At 49.2% G+C, this 14,856-nt stretch carries 15 protein-coding genes; 8 read left to right on the forward strand and 7 right to left on the reverse strand.

Annotation, left to right across the window (positions count from 1 at the left end):
• The first annotated feature begins 140 nt into the window (after nt 1-140).
• Nucleotides 141-1,886 (forward strand): sensor histidine kinase, encoded by a 1,746-nt coding sequence (locus IJ22_RS01955; RefSeq protein ID WP_054817142.1) that lies wholly within the window; start codon nt 141-143, stop codon nt 1,884-1,886.
• Here the strand turns inward: IJ22_RS01955 and IJ22_RS01960 are convergent.
• From IJ22_RS01960 to IJ22_RS01970, 3 genes are all read right to left on the reverse strand, one after another.
• Entirely contained in the window at nt 1,808-2,614 is an 807-nt protein-coding gene (locus IJ22_RS01960) for a DUF444 family protein (protein WP_256380584.1), read from the reverse strand. The genes IJ22_RS01955 and IJ22_RS01960 overlap by 79 nt on opposite strands.
• 255 nt (nt 2,615-2,869) lie before the next feature.
• The gene (locus IJ22_RS01965; RefSeq protein WP_062406864.1) at nt 2,870-4,246 is read right to left on the reverse strand and encodes an MFS transporter; all 1,377 of its coding nucleotides are present in this window, start codon (nt 4,244-4,246) and stop codon (nt 2,870-2,872) included.
• A gap of 319 nt (nt 4,247-4,565) precedes the next feature.
• Nucleotides 4,566-5,231 carry a 3'-5' exonuclease gene (locus IJ22_RS01970; protein WP_054817143.1) on the reverse strand — a complete coding sequence of 222 codons (666 nt, stop codon included), beginning with the start codon at nt 5,229-5,231 and terminating at the stop codon, nt 4,566-4,568.
• A gap of 483 nt (nt 5,232-5,714) precedes the next feature.
• Here IJ22_RS01970 and IJ22_RS01975 point away from each other — a divergent pair, with 483 nt between their 5' ends.
• The 5 genes from IJ22_RS01975 (at nt 5,715) to IJ22_RS01995 (ending at nt 10,956) form a co-directional block, all read left to right on the forward strand.
• Nucleotides 5,715-6,740 (forward strand): tripartite tricarboxylate transporter substrate binding protein, encoded by a 1,026-nt coding sequence (locus tag IJ22_RS01975; protein ID WP_062406866.1) that lies wholly within the window; start codon nt 5,715-5,717, stop codon nt 6,738-6,740.
• A gap of 18 nt (nt 6,741-6,758) precedes the next feature.
• Entirely contained in the window at nt 6,759-7,223 is a 465-nt protein-coding gene (locus tag IJ22_RS01980) for a tripartite tricarboxylate transporter TctB family protein (RefSeq protein ID WP_062406868.1), read from the forward strand.
• A gap of 12 nt (nt 7,224-7,235) precedes the next feature.
• Nucleotides 7,236-8,765, forward strand: a complete 1,530-nt coding sequence (locus IJ22_RS01985) for a tripartite tricarboxylate transporter permease (protein ID WP_062406870.1) — start codon at nt 7,236-7,238, stop codon at nt 8,763-8,765.
• Between the two features lie 127 nt (nt 8,766-8,892).
• Nucleotides 8,893-9,564 carry a GntR family transcriptional regulator gene (locus tag IJ22_RS01990; protein ID WP_062406872.1) on the forward strand — a complete coding sequence of 224 codons (672 nt, stop codon included), beginning with the start codon at nt 8,893-8,895 and terminating at the stop codon, nt 9,562-9,564.
• 48 nt (nt 9,565-9,612) lie between these two features.
• A complete protein-coding gene (locus IJ22_RS01995) occupies nt 9,613-10,956 on the forward strand; it encodes an MmgE/PrpD family protein (protein WP_062406874.1) in 1,344 nt (447 codons plus the stop codon).
• Nucleotides 10,957-11,064: 108 nt separating this feature from the next.
• Here IJ22_RS01995 and IJ22_RS02000 read toward each other — a convergent pair whose 3' ends face one another.
• The 3 genes from IJ22_RS02000 to IJ22_RS02010 form a co-directional block, all read right to left on the reverse strand.
• The gene (locus tag IJ22_RS02000) at nt 11,065-11,907 is read right to left on the reverse strand and encodes a 1,4-dihydroxy-6-naphtoate synthase (protein ID WP_062406876.1); all 843 of its coding nucleotides are present in this window, start codon (nt 11,905-11,907) and stop codon (nt 11,065-11,067) included.
• Nucleotides 11,904-12,614 (reverse strand): futalosine hydrolase, encoded by a 711-nt coding sequence (locus IJ22_RS02005; protein WP_062406878.1) that lies wholly within the window; start codon nt 12,612-12,614, stop codon nt 11,904-11,906. Before IJ22_RS02005 ends, IJ22_RS02000 begins: the two co-directional genes overlap by 4 nt.
• 168 nt (nt 12,615-12,782) lie before the next feature.
• Nucleotides 12,783-12,998 (reverse strand): hypothetical protein, encoded by a 216-nt coding sequence (locus IJ22_RS02010; RefSeq protein ID WP_054817149.1) that lies wholly within the window; start codon nt 12,996-12,998, stop codon nt 12,783-12,785.
• 220 nt (nt 12,999-13,218) lie between these two features.
• Between IJ22_RS02010 and IJ22_RS02020 the strand changes: the two genes are divergently transcribed.
• Together IJ22_RS02020 and IJ22_RS02025 are read left to right on the forward strand one after the other, a co-directional pair.
• Nucleotides 13,219-13,521, forward strand: coding sequence for a hypothetical protein (locus IJ22_RS02020; protein ID WP_054817150.1), 303 nt, complete (start codon nt 13,219-13,221; stop codon nt 13,519-13,521).
• Nucleotides 13,522-13,553: 32 nt separating this feature from the next.
• On the forward strand, nt 13,554-13,937 hold the full coding sequence (locus tag IJ22_RS02025; RefSeq protein ID WP_062406882.1) for a DUF423 domain-containing protein: 384 nt from the start codon (nt 13,554-13,556) through the stop codon (nt 13,935-13,937).
• 285 nt (nt 13,938-14,222) lie between these two features.
• Here the strand turns inward: IJ22_RS02025 and IJ22_RS02030 are convergent, their stop codons facing one another.
• Nucleotides 14,223-14,723 carry a hypothetical protein gene (locus tag IJ22_RS02030; RefSeq protein WP_062406884.1) on the reverse strand — a complete coding sequence of 167 codons (501 nt, stop codon included), beginning with the start codon at nt 14,721-14,723 and terminating at the stop codon, nt 14,223-14,225.
• Between the last annotated feature and the right edge of the window lie 133 nt (nt 14,724-14,856).

Here is a 14,856-nt window from a genome sequence, read left to right on the forward strand (position 1 = left end):
GCTTGTCTTAAACAGTCCCTGAGGAATCGAAGCGGCAGGCCGCAACCATCCGCTTGATCGTCCGGCTTCGACAAATTCATACAACATCGGCTATAATTATATTTAGAACATGGTTTATCATATCGAACAGAGGTGGCCGCATGGTATTATTAAAGAAAATACCTCTCAAAACGTCCCTTGTTTTTATCCTTGTGTTGATGACATTGAGTTTCATATATTACCAGCACATGAAAGACATCATCATCCAAAATCAAATGGATCGAATGCTGCTGCTTTACAACAGCGTTCGGATGAGCCTCGAACAATCGGCGACCGGTGAGAAGTTTGTAGAGGATCTCATCGGGCAAAACCTCCGTACTGCAGCGATAGCCGCCAAATTCAAGCTTGATCCCGACATTGGCAACATAGATAATCAAGAGCTTGTTGAGCTGAGCCGGCAGCTTGGCGTTAATCATATTACCTTATTCCAACGGACAGCGGACGATATCGTAGGTGTGAGGTCTTCAGACCCTAAAGATTTGAATGTAAGCTCCAAGGGCTGGGATACGATCTACAAAGTATTCCATCAATTGTTCGATCTTCAGGATGTGGATGTCGGCATGGGACAGGCATTGCCTCATTACTGGAGCTCTCCCTTCGACACGGCGACCTCCAACCCGGAGAGCGTGAACAAATGGGGCTATTACTATGATGGAACGACGAATTATATCATTAATCCTTTTGTACATAATACCGACTTCCGCACATATCAAAGCTTAACCGGCATTGAAGATGCCATTCGCAGGCTGACGAAAGAAAATGAACATATCGGACTGGACATATCGGTACTGAATTCGGATAAATTGATGAACCGCCAGCATCTCGGTCTGAACCCTACTCCAAGCAATTGGTATTCAGAACGGCTTGTTTTGTTTGGAAAATACCGGTACAAGTCACCCGATGACAAGGAGTTTGGCCAAAAGGCGCTTGAGACCAAGAATACCGTGTTTTATACCACGATATCCGAAGGGAAGCAGGTGTTCAAAAGCTTAACTCCGATCCATGGGGATTATATAAAATACAATGCTGCCGGGACGCCCCCTTTAATTGAAATCTCGTATGACTATACGGAGATTCAGCAGCTGTTGCAGAAACAATTCAGCAATACTTTGTTATTTATGTTGATCTGCATCGGCATTTCTCTGGCTATTATTGCTTCCATTTTTATATTGTACAACCGCAATAAAGAACTTGCCGTACAGGATGTACAGGACGCCTATGCCGGCGATATCGAAACTTTGTTTCAATCGATCAGGGAACAGCGGCACGATTTTATCAATCATATTCAAACGATCAATGCTTTTCTGACATTAAAGCAGTACGAGGAATTACATTCCTATACGAAGACGCTGGTAGACGAAATACGGGTAGTCAATGATCTGGTGAATATCAACAACCCGCCGCTCATCGCCTTGTTTCAGGCCAAACTCACGCAAGCCGAGAGCAAGCAAATTCGTTTTGAGTATGCCTTTAGCCAGATGGAAAAAGTAAAGCTGAGCCCGGTGAAGGCGACGGATATTGTCAGGCTGTTAAGCAATTTAATCGATAATGCGTTCGACGCGTCCATGGAGCTGAATCCGGAAAACAGGTTTATCCGGGTGGAAGGCGAGGTCGTCCACCATCAGCTGCAGCTCAAGGTGATGAATAGGGGGAATCCGATCGCCCCGGATATTCAGGGAAAGATATTTCAGCCGGGCTTTACGTCAAAACAGAATGGGAAAAACTCCGGCCTGGGGCTTCATATCGTGCGGCAGCTGGTGGAACGCTATCATGGGTCCATACAACTGAAAAGCGAGAATGGCATAACGGAATTTTCCATTTCCATTCCGTTAAAGGGAGTATTATAATTTCGATGAAAAAAAGTCTGCCTTGGGCCTTGGCCTAAGCAGACTTTGGTTCGTTTTGCCACTCCCATGGATCCGGATGTATCCATCATAGCCAGGATAAGCGCATTGGAGTGCGGCGTAACGATTTCCTCCCACGTTTTGAACCGAAGATCGTCAGGACTGATATGGTGAATCCCCGGGTCGCCCCCGCGTGCGTTTCGGCGCAGATTTTCCAGAATCGTCCGCTTCTTATCGATGTTGGACATAATTCCCTTCTTGCGGATGTCGTTAAATATAATCTCTTTCGTCGTCACATTATGTTTTTCTTTCTGCTGCAGGTTAGGAAGCTCCAGCTCTTCAAACAGCATGGACTGCAGCTCTTCCATTTGAACCTCCGCATCGTAATAATCTTCTCCGGGTTGATCACCGGCGCCCTCGCCTTTGCCCGAGCCTGAAGCAGGCTGGGGATCAACCCCCAGCACGTCGCCAACCTGACTGTCACCGTCCCCTTGACCGACATGCTTGCTCTTGTTGTAGTTATAGCGAAAACGGTATTCATCCAGACTTCGTATAGGCACCTTCACAATCTGCTTGCCGTCCGACATCACAATACTTTCGTCCGTCACCAGGTCAGGCAGGTTTTGCTTGATCGCTTCACGTACTTTTTCTTGATGTCGGGTCTGGTCTTGATACCCTTTGCGGTGCAGCGACCAGTCTTCACGGGATACGGTAAATAAAGGTTTAGTCATACGGAACACCTCCTGAAGGCTTTTTATAATGGAAATCCGTATTCAAAAGCACGAACGGTACCAGACGATAGTGAATCAAGACTTTAAAATAAGTGCTTGTTACTAAATATATTCAAGTGACCGGGGGATATGTGAGACGGACAGATGCGTATTTTTTTATTCCATCCGGGCCAATGCGTTATCTTTGTATGAAAAACGGTACAATGATGCAGCCCTTTTTTGTATGATGGTTTGAAAAATGGAACGAAAAAGCCTTCAGACCGTTCTTTTGACACCACGGCCCAGTCGGAAATAAAAGATGGTACACACGACGATCACCATGAATGCCAAAACGGCAAATATGTTGCTGTAGATCAATGCCGGTCTATACAGAAGAAACGGATTGAATTGCAGTGAAGAAGTGCCGAAGTCCAGCATTTTACTGATGATTGTCGTCGCTGTGGCTCCGGAAATGAAATTCATCATCATAAGCAGGCCCATGCCTACTCCGGCCTGTTCTTTCGGCAGGGTCCGGGAAACCAGGTTGGACATGGCGATCTGCATGAACGTTTGTCCCACATTGCCGAATACAAGGAAGATCATGACAATCAACGGAGATAGTCCGGCGACAAGAGACAACGAGCTGAAAGAAATAAACAGCAGGATGACCGCAGTATAGATTAGTTGGGCATTGCCTTTTCCGTCTGCGATTTTTCCGCCCGTTTTACCGAGCAGCGATGCCGTCAGAGCTCCGGGAAACATGATGAATCCGATGACTGCCGGCGCCAAATGATTCAGGTTTGACAGCATAAGAGGAGTGATAAACGGAATTCCGAAGCTGAGTCCGGTGGAGAGAAAAGCAATAAGAATGCCGTAGGTGTACTGTTTGTTACGAAACAAAGCGGGCTGGATGAACGGATGATCGACGCTTCGGATTCGCCAAATAAACAGAACCAGCAGGATCGCTCCAATGAACATCGGCGTCCACGTTCCGTTGGTCACAGCCAGGAGCAAGAAGGCAATCGTCCCGGCCATCAATCCTCCCCCGAGGAGATCGGTTTTCTTAGCGTGCCCTTTGGCGTCGTCCAAATATTTGCGGAAAAACGGCAGTGTCAGCAAAACGAGCAGGGAAAGGCAAAAGAGAAAGCGCCAGCTGGCCAAGCTGGTCACGAAGCCGGCGACAATCGGACCGATAGCCGTACCCAGCGCGAGACCTGCCGTGGTGGTTCCAAGCGCTCTCCCCCGCTTTTCGGGAGAGAAATAACGTACGGGAATCAGCATTCCGGTTGCCGGAATAACGGAAGCCCCCATCGATTGCAGAATTCGCCCGGTGATGACCATCCAGAACTCCGTTGCCATCAGACCAACGATCGATCCCAGAGCGAAAAAGAACAGTCCGAACGTGAGCAGATCCTTCAGCCGGTACGTATCGGCCAGTTTGCCGTAGGTGACCGAACCGATGGCATAGACGATGATATATCCCGTTACGATCCAGCTGACCTGGGATGGCGAGAGATGAAATTCTTCGCTGATTGAAGGCAGTGCGACGTTGAACATCGTTGCGTTCATAACGGATAGAATCAGCGTGAAAAACATAACGCGAAGCAGTTTTTCTCCGGCCTGCGTTTGATTGGCGGGTGAAGCGGTGCTCATGAAATATCCTTCTTTCTACAAATAGATCAGATTTGTACGCCTGTCCGTACCATGGGGCAGCCGTTTCCCAGGTTTCTCTTGATCATGTTATCGATTAACCGGGAGATGCTGGGCTCATCTTTTTGCGTAGAACAGGCTAACCGGTTCTGTGTCTGGCCATCCTCCTTTTCCCGTTGGCTTAAGACAGATACAAAAAATACTATAGAATAAAAAGGTTGTTTGAACAAGTTTTTTTCGGCTGATCGGCCGGCGAAGGAAAGGGACCTTCTTCATGAAGGTCCCGGATGAGCTGCAGGCTGTCATCATTGAATCTGCACCGTCAGGAAGCGTCCGGCCGCAGCAGCTTGGCAAGCGCTTGAAAAGGAGAACTGGCCTCTTCTTCGCCTGAAGAATAAACCACCTCGCTGGAGTATGTATAATCATCCTCAGGCGCGTTGGTCTGCAGCTCGAAATCTTCAAAACGTTTGACGAATACCAAGGCGGTGTTGTACGCATCGTCCAGGGCCCGATGATGACTGCCCTCGAAAGCGATCCCCTCCATTTCCAAGGCCCGCTTCAGGCCGATCTGCTGATACACCTCGCCGCCGGCTTTTTTGGAGTACTGTCGCTGCAGATTGTTGTGGTTTTTGATCCAGTCCGGATCCAGCTTCACTTCGCGGCAGTGGCGGATCAATTGATACTTATCATCGGACCCCCACGCACACAAATAGTAGTCTTCATTCCCGATCCATTGGGTCCACAGCTCGACAGCTTCGCGAAAGTCGGGCGCCCCCGCCATATCTTCCTGCCGGATGCCGGTAAACTCCGTCGTATGCCTGGTTAGCACCGGATTCCCGGACGGCCTGACGAACGTTTGAAATTTGTCTGCAATCTGCAAGCTTCCGTTTACCTCGGCCACTTTCACGGCGCCGATCTCGATAATCTCCGCCAAATGCTGCTGCTTCCGCACGACTGTAAATTCCAAATCGTAAATGATATATATCATCGTGATAAACGCTCCTTCGAATAGATGATACATTCATTGTAACAGATTTTCGGAGCGGGCGGAGAATTTTAAAAGGCGGACGGCAAAACGGGAACAGGATCGGACTATTTTGGCCGGGCATAAAAGTACAAAAACCATATCGCGTGATACTGTTCGTCTGCAGCCGCGCGGTGAAATGGTTCATAGATGCACAGGGATCTTGTATTTTGTTTGGCTTCAGTTCAATTAAACCACAACTAAACGGTATACCATTAATTTAAAATGTAAGCGTTTTAAGAATATATATTAAATAGTGAAAATGAAAGATAATAGGAGATAAATAAGTATTTTATTTAAAAAATAAGGATATTTTGATTTTGACTAAAAACGAGCTTTTGCGCAATAATTAGCATCAATTGGTATACCATTTAACTAAAGTGGTATACCGGTAAGAGGGGTTCGACGGTTTGTGCGATTTTTTTAAAAAAAGGGAGGATTTTAAAAATGATGAACAAAACATCGGCATCACTGCTTTTGGCTTCCGTGCTCGGGCTGCAGCTGCTCACAGGTTGCGGAACAATGGCCACAGAAGGGCAGGGTCAGGGGGCAAGTCCTGCGGCGGGAGAGAAAAAAACATTAGACTTCCCGACGAAATCCGTTACGATTGTGGTTCATACGAAGGCGGGAGGTCCCACAGATACGATGGCTCGCGAATTAGCCAAAGCAGCGGAGCCGTTTTTGGGCAAACCCATACTCATTGAAAATCAACCCGGTGGAAGCGGAGCTTCCCAGATGGCGGAATTAGCTAAAGCCAAACCGGACGGGTATACGCTTGGAACATTGACCCCTTCTCAAATCGGAATGTGGAACAGCAATTTGAAAGACCAGTTTAACGTAGACAGCTATACTTACGTATCCGGGGTGCAAATCGACCCGTATGTGATTGCTGTTCGCGCGGACAGCCCTTACAAAACGCTGCAGGATCTGGTAAAAGCCATGAAGGAAAAGCCCAAAACCCTTAATGTCGGCGGGTATGGCGCAATCGGCTCGGGCCACAATGTAGCATGGAACATTTTTGCCGAAAAAGCGGGTGTGGAAGCCAACTGGGTGCCTTATGAAAGCACCGGTGAAGCGGTTACAGTTCTGTTGGGCAATAATATTGATGTAGCCAATTCCAATCCCGCTCAAGTTTCCCAATATGTCAAGAGCGGTCATTTAAGAGTGCTGGGCGTCATGTCGGATAAGCGTTTGGAAGAATGGCCCGATGTTCCGACCTATAAAGAAGCCGGATATGAAGTAGATACCTCTTGGGCACAATTCAGAGGAATTTATGCGGCTGCCGGGATTCCGGAGGAAGTCCTGGCAAAACTGAACGATGCTTTCGGGAAAGCGATGCAAACGGAAGGATTTAAGAACTATATGAAAAACTCGCAAATGGTGGACGGAACAATGGATCACAAGCAATTTACCGAGTATGTGAAAAAGCAAGACGCCTTGACGAAAGAATGGCTCGGAAAATTGAGCAAGTGATTAAAAGGGAGAGCGAACATGAATAAAACAGTGGATCGATATGCAAGTCTGGTTTTTCTGGCCATCGGAGCTGTTTTCATGTACAAAAGCAGTCAATTGGCGGCCCAAAGCTCGATTGACACAAGCGTAGGGCCCAACGTTTTCCCCTTCGGGCTTGGATTTGTTCTCGTACTGTTAAGTTTCCGGCTGCTATATGAGACCTTTCAATATAAGGGCGAGAGCAAGAAAAAGACCGCCGCATTGGATTATAAACGATTCGGCATCATCCTGGCCGCCACCATCTTATACGTGCTGCTTCTTGAAGTTCTCGGCTATGTGATTTGTACATTTATTTTTCTTCTGATCGGTTTCCAGACGATGGAAAGAGGAAAGTGGTTCCGGTCCGTTCTGATTTCATTCTTCTTTTCCTTCGGATTGTATTATCTGTATGTCGAAGTTCTTGAAGGTACCTTACCTGGATTACCATCATGGATGGGAATTTAAAGGGGATAAAATATGGACACATTACAATTTTTATTTACAGGCTTCGGCATCGCCTTTCAATGGCATAACTTGCTCTTCGCCTTTTTCGGGGTGCTGATCGGCACAGCGGTAGGCGTACTGCCGGGAATCGGTCCGATGAGCGGGATCGCCCTGTTAATTCCGGTGACGGCTTCGGTTACAGGCGGACTGGGTCCGGACGAGGCCGCCGCCAGCTCCATTATTTTGCTTGCAGGGGTTTATTACGGAGCGATGTACGGCGGGTCTACCACTTCCATTCTGCTTAATACACCGGGTGAATCCTCTTCTGTCGTTACGACGTTAGACGGGCACCAAATGGCCAAGCAGGGGAGGGCAGGAGCGGCCTTGGCGATTTCGGCCATCGGATCCTTCGTGGCCGGGATCGTCGCCCTGGTGGCGTTGATCTTTCTGGCGGCTCCTTTATCCAAACTGGCGATTCGTTTCGGTCCGGCAGAATATGTCGCCTTGATGATCCTCGGTTTATGCGCGGTGAGCGGGCTGGCCGGAAAATCGATGACCAAAGCGTTGATGATGACGGTTTTCGGGCTGCTGCTGAGCACGATTGGATTAGATACCGTTTCAGGCGTTGCCCGTTTTACCTTTAATAACCCCGCATTATTTCAAGGGCTTGAATTTTTAACGGTCGCTGTCGGTTTATTCGCGCTCGGTGAAGTGTTTAAAACCATTCTCGAAGGTGATTTCAATACGGGGACCGTCGCCAAAATCCAAAAAGTGATGCCAACGAAGCAGGACATTAAAGTCAGCACCATGCCCATTATCCGCGGATCGTTATTGGGGTTTATTATTGGGGTGCTGCCCGGAGCCGGTGCAACGTTAGCTTCCTTTTTCGCCTATTCCGTAGAGAAGAAGGTGAGTAAAACGCCGGGCAAGTTCGGGCAGGGGGCCATTGAAGGGGTTGCCGCACCTGAATCCGCCAACAACGCAGCGTCGGGGGGAGCGATGATCCCGCTCCTTACCCTTGGCATTCCCGGCTCGGGAACGACGGCTATTCTCATGGGCGCCTTGATTATGTACAACGTGCAGCCGGGTCCTTTGTTGTTTGAGGAGCATCCGACCATCGCCTGGGGACTCATCGCCAGTATGTTTATCGGGAATGTCATGCTGCTGATCCTGAATATGCCGCTTGTGAAGATATTTGCCAAAATTATCGAAACGCCGCCCAAATATTTGATACCCATGATTATAGCCATCTCGATTTTCGGCGTGTACGCCGTGCAGGTATCTGTTTTTGATCTTATGCTGTTGATCGTCTGCGGCCTTGTCGGTTATTTCTTCACTCAGCACGATTTTCCGTTGGCACCCATTGTGCTGGGCCTGGTGTTAGGGCCCATGATTGAAAATAATTTGCGCCGGGCACTGATTACGACCAATGGAAATTATATGATTTTTGTAGAAAGACCGGGCTCCCTGATTTTATTATCCATCGCCGCATTGTGGATCCTGATTCCCATCGTGCTGAAAATGAAAGGGAAAAAAGTGATTGTGAATGACGAGGCGGCTTAAGCGTTGCAAAAATCGACAATTTAACCCGATCCGGGCTTCCCTCTCTCATGAGAACGTCAAGCAGGTTGAAAAATGGAAAAAACATGAGAAAATAATGAAACAACACATTTGAGTGGGGGATGTACAATTGGCGGAGGAATTCAACACCAAAGTAGACGGAGTATATGAGTATATTTTTGATGCGATCAAAAGGGGGGATTTTCATTCGGATAAGATTCTTTCGGAGCGTGAATTAGGCAATTTGCTCGGCGTTAGCCGAACGCCCATTCGCGAAGCTTTTCGTAAACTGGAAAAAGAGGGACTGGTACAGTACGAGCCTCATAAAGGCGTCAGGGTCATCTCTTTCTCTCATGAAAAAATACGCCACCTGTATGAAGTCAGGGAAATGCTAGAAGGCTTGGGAGCCCGGTTGTTATCCCAGCACCCCAACCAATCCGCTATTCAAAGGCTTCACAAGCTGTTGGAGCAGGCCGAGCAGGCGGCGGAACAAGGCAATATCGCCCTGTTATCCAAAATTAACGCCCAATTTCATATGGGTATTGCATCAGGCTCCGAAAATGTGTATTTAATCCATGCCTTGCAAACGCTGCAGTCCCATATCACCATTATTATGGCCAAGTCTCTTTCGCAAAGCGGCAGACCCGTGGAAAACCTGAAGGAGCATTGGCTGATACTCAATGCCATTGAGAGCAGAGACCCGGAATTGGCAGAGGTGACGGCCAAATTCCATATTCGGAATGCATATTCCAATGCCATAAAACAACTCGATCGCCGCAATGAAGATAACGATGCCCCCTAACTGGCAGGGGGAATTCATAAAAAATAGGATGAATAGGGAGAGAACAAGATGATTACACAAACGCTGGTACACAATTGCCTAAATACAAAGTGGGAAGATATTCCGCAGGAAGTCATTCAGCATGCAAAGAAAAGTATTTTAAATTGGATGGGCGTTGCCGTCGGTGCGGCTTATCATCCTTCGGTAGACATGCTGTTGAGCTTGAAGGAAGACCTACAGTCTACCGAACAGGTGTCTATTTTTGGGAGAAAAGAGAAGGCCGATATATTGTTCTCCAGCTTGATTAACGGCATGAGCTCTCACATTTTCGATTATGATGACACCCATCTGGATACGATCCATCATCCCAGCGGACCCGTGGCCCCTGTTTGCTTTGCGCTTGCTGAAAAATACGGCCTGAGCGGCAAACAAGTACTGCGTGCTTTTATTCTTGGAGTAGAAGCGGAGCTGCGGATCAGCAATGCCGTTTATCCAAGTCATTATCATCTGGGATGGCATATTACGAGTACGGCCGGTGTATTCGGCTCCGCCATTGCCGCAGGAATATTGCTGGAATTGAATGAAGAGCAAATGCTGTATGCTTTAGGTATAGCCGGAACCCAAGCATTTGGGCTGCGTGAAATGTTCGGCACGATGACCAAGCCTTTCCACCCCGGAAAAGCGGCCGAGAACGGATTGCTTGCCGCATTGCTGGCACAAAAAGGATTTACCAGCTCCAAGCAAGTTCTTGAAGCCAAAAGGGGCTTCGCCAATGTATTGGCGCCGGAACATGATCTCGACAAGGTCAACGTGAATTGGGGAACCCAGTGGGAAACGCTTAAAAATGCATTTAAACCTTATGCCTGCGGTATCGTTCTTCATCCGGCCATTGATGCGTGCATTGCCTTGGGGAAAAAAGTTGCCGATCCCGCTCTTGTAAAAGAAATCGAAATTACTGTCAATCCATACGTGCTTGAGTTGACGGGAAAACCTGAGCCGCAAACCGGATTGGAAGGGAAATTCAGTATCTACCATACAGGAGCTATTGCTTTTCTCGATGGCGATGCCAGTGAAGAACAGTATCAGGATGCCAAAGTGCTGGATCCGCGGACGATCGAATTCAGAAATAAAATCAAACCCGTGGTCAATGAAGCATTCGAAGAGGACGAATGTGCAGCGAAGCTCACCACAGTAGACGGGAATGTGATTGAATACCGGGTGAAGCATGCTACAGGCAGCATTGAAAATCCGATGACAGACGAGATGCTCTGCAGCAAATTCAGAAATTTGGTGAAAGGAATCCTGGACAGCGAGAATACAGAGACTATCATTCAGAAGCTCTATGAGCTGGACTCGGTAGAAGATATCAATGAGATTATTCCATACTGCACCCAATCCAAAGTATCTGCGTAAATACTTGATCTTTTAAATCCCCTTCTTCAAGGGGACAGAACCCTTATAACCCAACCAAAAGAAACCCTCTGTACCATAGATCGCATGGTTCCGGAGGGTTTTTACGTTTCAATGATTTTTGTTTCTTAAAGCGGCAAAATCAACCGCCGGTATCAGTCCTTCTTCAGACGCCCTGCGGAGCAAAGTCGTAACCGCGGCGTATCCGTCTTCGCCTAAGTCCGCGGTGAATTCGTTAACGTATAAATCGATGTGAGCTTGCGCGACTTTGGGATCCATTTCCTGAGCGTGACTCAGGATGTAATCCCGTGACGCTTCCGGATGAGCCCAGGCATATTCGACAGAAGCACGGGTCCACCGGGCAATGGCATCAAGGTCCAGAGAACGATGGGCTATGATCGCACCCAGCGGAATGGGAAAGCCGGTATCACCCTCCCACCAGTTTCCCAGGTCGACCAGAAGAGAAAGCCCGTACGACGGGTAGGTGAAGCGCGCTTCGTGGATAACCAATCCGGCGTCGATCGAGCCGTCTCGTACCGCCGGCATGATTTCGTGAAATGGCATCACCACAATCTCGCCCACGCCTCCCGGTACTTGCTGGGCCGCCCACAGCCGAAACAGCAGATAGGCGGTCGAGCGTTCGCTTGGCACCGCAATCCGCCGGCCGGACAATATCGAAGGGTCATTCGTGCCGTCCTTCGTCAGCACCAGCGGCCCGCAGCCTCTGCCGAGCGCGCCGCCGCACGGTAAGAGGGCATATTCTGACATCGCCCAAGGTAGAGCCGCATAGGAGATTTTAAGCACTTCCGGCCCGCTGCCATTGGCCGCCAGGTTATTGGTGATATCGATGTCTGCATACTGCACGTCCAGCTTCGGCGCACCGGGCAGCAGCCCATGCACCCAGGCATGAAAAACAAAAGTATCGTTGGGACAAGGTGAAAAGGCGATTTTCATAGTTGAACCTCCCTCAGGATTGTACTTGCTGCTTCTAACGCATTCAGGGCGTCCCCGATTCGCCACGCGTCACGGTCCCTTGGGCCAACCGGGTTGGAAATCGCGCGGATTTCCAAAACGGGTATGCCAAATTTGACGGCGGCCGCAGCCACGCCATAACCTTCCATTCCTTCTGCAGCGGCACCCGGGATCCGGGCGGACAGTGCTGCAGCGGTAGCGGCCGTACCCGTTACCGTCGACACCGTCAGGACCGGACCCGTATGTACCGGCAGCCCGGCATTCCGGAGTGCCTCCGTCACTCGTTCAACCAGACTGCCGTGGGCGTGTACGCGGGCTGTACCGAACCCCAGCTTGTCCAGACTGACGAAGCCCTCGGGGGTCTCGGCCCCCAGATCGGCGGCGACCATCTCCTCGGCGACAACCAAAGAGCCGATGGGAGCCCGTCCCGGGAACCCGCCGCCGATTCCGGCGCTAATCACCAGGTCATAATCGGACTTGGCCGACGCCAGGACCGCCGCAGTGCCGACTGCGGCGGCTATCGGACCAACGCCTGCTGCCAGGACGTCAAATCGGCCGTCCCCCTTCAGCCCCCGGCATATTGCATCCTTCTCGGCTTCGACGGCCGTTATCACAAGAATCCGTTTTCTCCGTTCTTCCGGCCCGGAGTTAGGGAAAAGCGACGCATCCTCGATGTGATAGATTTCCATTGGTATAATCCCCTTTTTCGTCTTTCAAAAAAGCGTAATGCGTAAAGGAGTTTACTCCCGGTCGCGTATCAGACATTATTATTATAGTACTTCAGCCGGACTTGAACAAATGCTGCCAAGCCATGACCTTCTGAAATGCCGGATACTTGCCCACCGGTTAACGGAGAGTCAGCCGTAAGCTTTGCCTTTGGTCAGTATACAGGGTACGCCTTTACCCACAGCACCGGGCAGCGACATTTTTTGCAGGTAGCGCCGTCCTCTTTCGCATTTGAGACAGCGTGCGCAGACATCTGAGGTGACAACCTTCATATTGAACCGGTTTTTATCAATGGAGGATGGGGGGGTTTTCTTTTTGAAATTTTTGTTTTTGCTCACCGTTTTCATCTCCTAAGGCTTGGATGTTGCATATTATGACGGAATGCTTCGTTTTGCCACCCGAGCGGAAAGCCGGAGACCGTTTTTTTGCTGAGCTCGAAATGATGATGTCAAATCCTGTTGAAAAAAGAGGAATGCAGGGATGCCGTGTTGAATCACTAAACGTATTCGGGGTACGGATTCATAAGCCGGCCGTACGGCGGTACCCTTTAACCGAAGGAGGAAGGCAATGAAGTATATGATCTGCCAAATGGTCAAAATTGTAGATATGAATGACGAGATCATGTCTGAGGTCTTGTTCAACCATGGAGAATATGAAGCGGCGATGCTGTCCGTAGGGTCTACCGTGGTTTCATATCCGTTGGGACTTAAAGAATTTGAAGTGGTGCATGATAAAAGAGAAGGCAGACGGGAGCGCTTCAGGGTGATTGATGTCGAATTCGATTTGATCGCTCAACCGACGTCTACCCGTGTCTTTCTTGAACCGGTCACTTTGATCATCGGTCAGCATGATGTCGGACAGATGGTTTAAGCGGGTCCGAAGAGATGGGGGGTGAGCAGAGAATGAACAGAACGTTTGTCGCCATCGGCAGCATCTGCGCGCTTTTGTCCGTCGCGCTCGGCGCGTTCGGTGCGCATGGATTGAAAGAGGTGTTGACGCCGAACATGCTGGCAAACTACCAGACCGGCGTGCAGTACCAAATGATGCATTCGCTGGGGCTGATCGCCATAGGACTGTGCGCATCGATTCTTCCGGCCGGCGGACATCTGCGCCGTGCAGGGTGGTTTATGCTGATCGGCATCATCTTGTTCTCGGGAAGTCTTTATGTTTTGAGTATAACGGGCATTACGGCACTCGGAGCGATTACGCCGATCGGGGGCATTGCCTTTTTGTTGGGGTGGCTGTTTCTGGCGCTTGCAGCTTGGAAAAGCCCGTCCGAATCATAATTCAACACAGAGATCGTCCGGTGGTGCACCGGGCGTTTTTTTATGCTTTCGGAGCAGCCGTAATGGCTGCCGACCGAATAAGTTGAGGATCGGCATCTCCTTCATCGGGGAAGGGCGTCACCCATGGCGGCGATGCGAACATTGCAGCCGTCCATGATGCCGATGACAGCACATCGGAGTCTGCGTGTGAGCGCCGAAAGGGGTGAAACGGAAGAAGAGCTTGAATTCCTGCGGAGTCATCTGTGCAATGAAGTTCAAGGCTATTCTTCTCCTCGTACTTACCCATTAGTGAATTTCATAATCGTCGATTTCGTTGATTTTAAACAGATAGACTTTTTTCTCGTCTACATGATAGACCGTCACGTTCCCGCTTGCCGAGTCTACGCTGATGATCCGACAGGGCATGCTGAGCTTGATGCCCTTGCCCTTGACGACGGACAGCCGGAGCAGGGTATTGTTCTGCTGGAACGTCATCATTTTTTCCCAGATCAGCTTGTGAGGATCGTTCTCCTGAAGGGAAGGCTCATTGGCCTTGCCGTCTCTCTTGTCTTCGGGCGAAAATGTCGTCGACTCTGCCCGCACAGTACTTTTTTTGATCACCGTTTCATTCAGAGCCTTTTTGATTTTTTTACCTAATTCCACCCCTTGCTTGATTTGATAATCCTCGACATCGTTGGTATTCAACAAGTGCAGCAGTGTTTCCAAGGCACGCCCGTTGGTTTCATCCTCTATCATGATGTCTACGTTGAACAAAAATTTGCGCTTGCGCGGATTGGCTTTCTCCATAGGCGTCTCCTCTTAATTGAATTAGGTATATTATACTATACCACTATTTTATCATGAAAAGCAGCAGGGACCTTATAGATGCATAACGTCAATGGCACGCATGGGGCAGAGCATACATATACTGACAGCACAA

This window comes from Paenibacillus naphthalenovorans, assembly GCF_001465255.1.
Classification (GTDB): domain Bacteria; phylum Bacillota; class Bacilli; order Paenibacillales; family NBRC-103111; genus Paenibacillus_G; species Paenibacillus_G naphthalenovorans.

Coding starts and splice junctions, on each gene's coding strand:
- IJ22_RS01955 (WP_054817142.1), top strand. CDS start 141: ATGGTATTATTAAAGAAAATACCTCTCAAAACGTCCCTTGTTTTTATC.
- IJ22_RS02005 (WP_062406878.1), bottom strand. CDS start 12,614: ATGGAAATCTATCACATCGAGGATGCGTCGCTTTTCCCTAACTCCGGG.
- IJ22_RS02030 (WP_062406884.1), bottom strand. CDS start 14,723: ATGGAGAAAGCCAATCCGCGCAAGCGCAAATTTTTGTTCAACGTAGAC.
- IJ22_RS02025 (WP_062406882.1), top strand. CDS start 13,554: ATGAACAGAACGTTTGTCGCCATCGGCAGCATCTGCGCGCTTTTGTCC.
- IJ22_RS01975 (WP_062406866.1), top strand. CDS start 5,715: ATGATGAACAAAACATCGGCATCACTGCTTTTGGCTTCCGTGCTCGGG.
- IJ22_RS01985 (WP_062406870.1), top strand. CDS start 7,236: ATGGACACATTACAATTTTTATTTACAGGCTTCGGCATCGCCTTTCAA.
- IJ22_RS01970 (WP_054817143.1), bottom strand. CDS start 5,231: ATGATATATATCATTTACGATTTGGAATTTACAGTCGTGCGGAAGCAG.
- IJ22_RS01960 (WP_256380584.1), bottom strand. CDS start 2,614: ATGACTAAACCTTTATTTACCGTATCCCGTGAAGACTGGTCGCTGCAC.
- IJ22_RS01965 (WP_062406864.1), bottom strand. CDS start 4,246: ATGAGCACCGCTTCACCCGCCAATCAAACGCAGGCCGGAGAAAAACTG.
- IJ22_RS02020 (WP_054817150.1), top strand. CDS start 13,219: ATGAAGTATATGATCTGCCAAATGGTCAAAATTGTAGATATGAATGAC.
- IJ22_RS01980 (WP_062406868.1), top strand. CDS start 6,759: ATGAATAAAACAGTGGATCGATATGCAAGTCTGGTTTTTCTGGCCATC.
- IJ22_RS02000 (WP_062406876.1), bottom strand. CDS start 11,907: ATGAAAATCGCCTTTTCACCTTGTCCCAACGATACTTTTGTTTTTCAT.
- IJ22_RS01995 (WP_062406874.1), top strand. CDS start 9,613: ATGATTACACAAACGCTGGTACACAATTGCCTAAATACAAAGTGGGAA.
- IJ22_RS02010 (WP_054817149.1), bottom strand. CDS start 12,998: ATGAAAACGGTGAGCAAAAACAAAAATTTCAAAAAGAAAACCCCCCCA.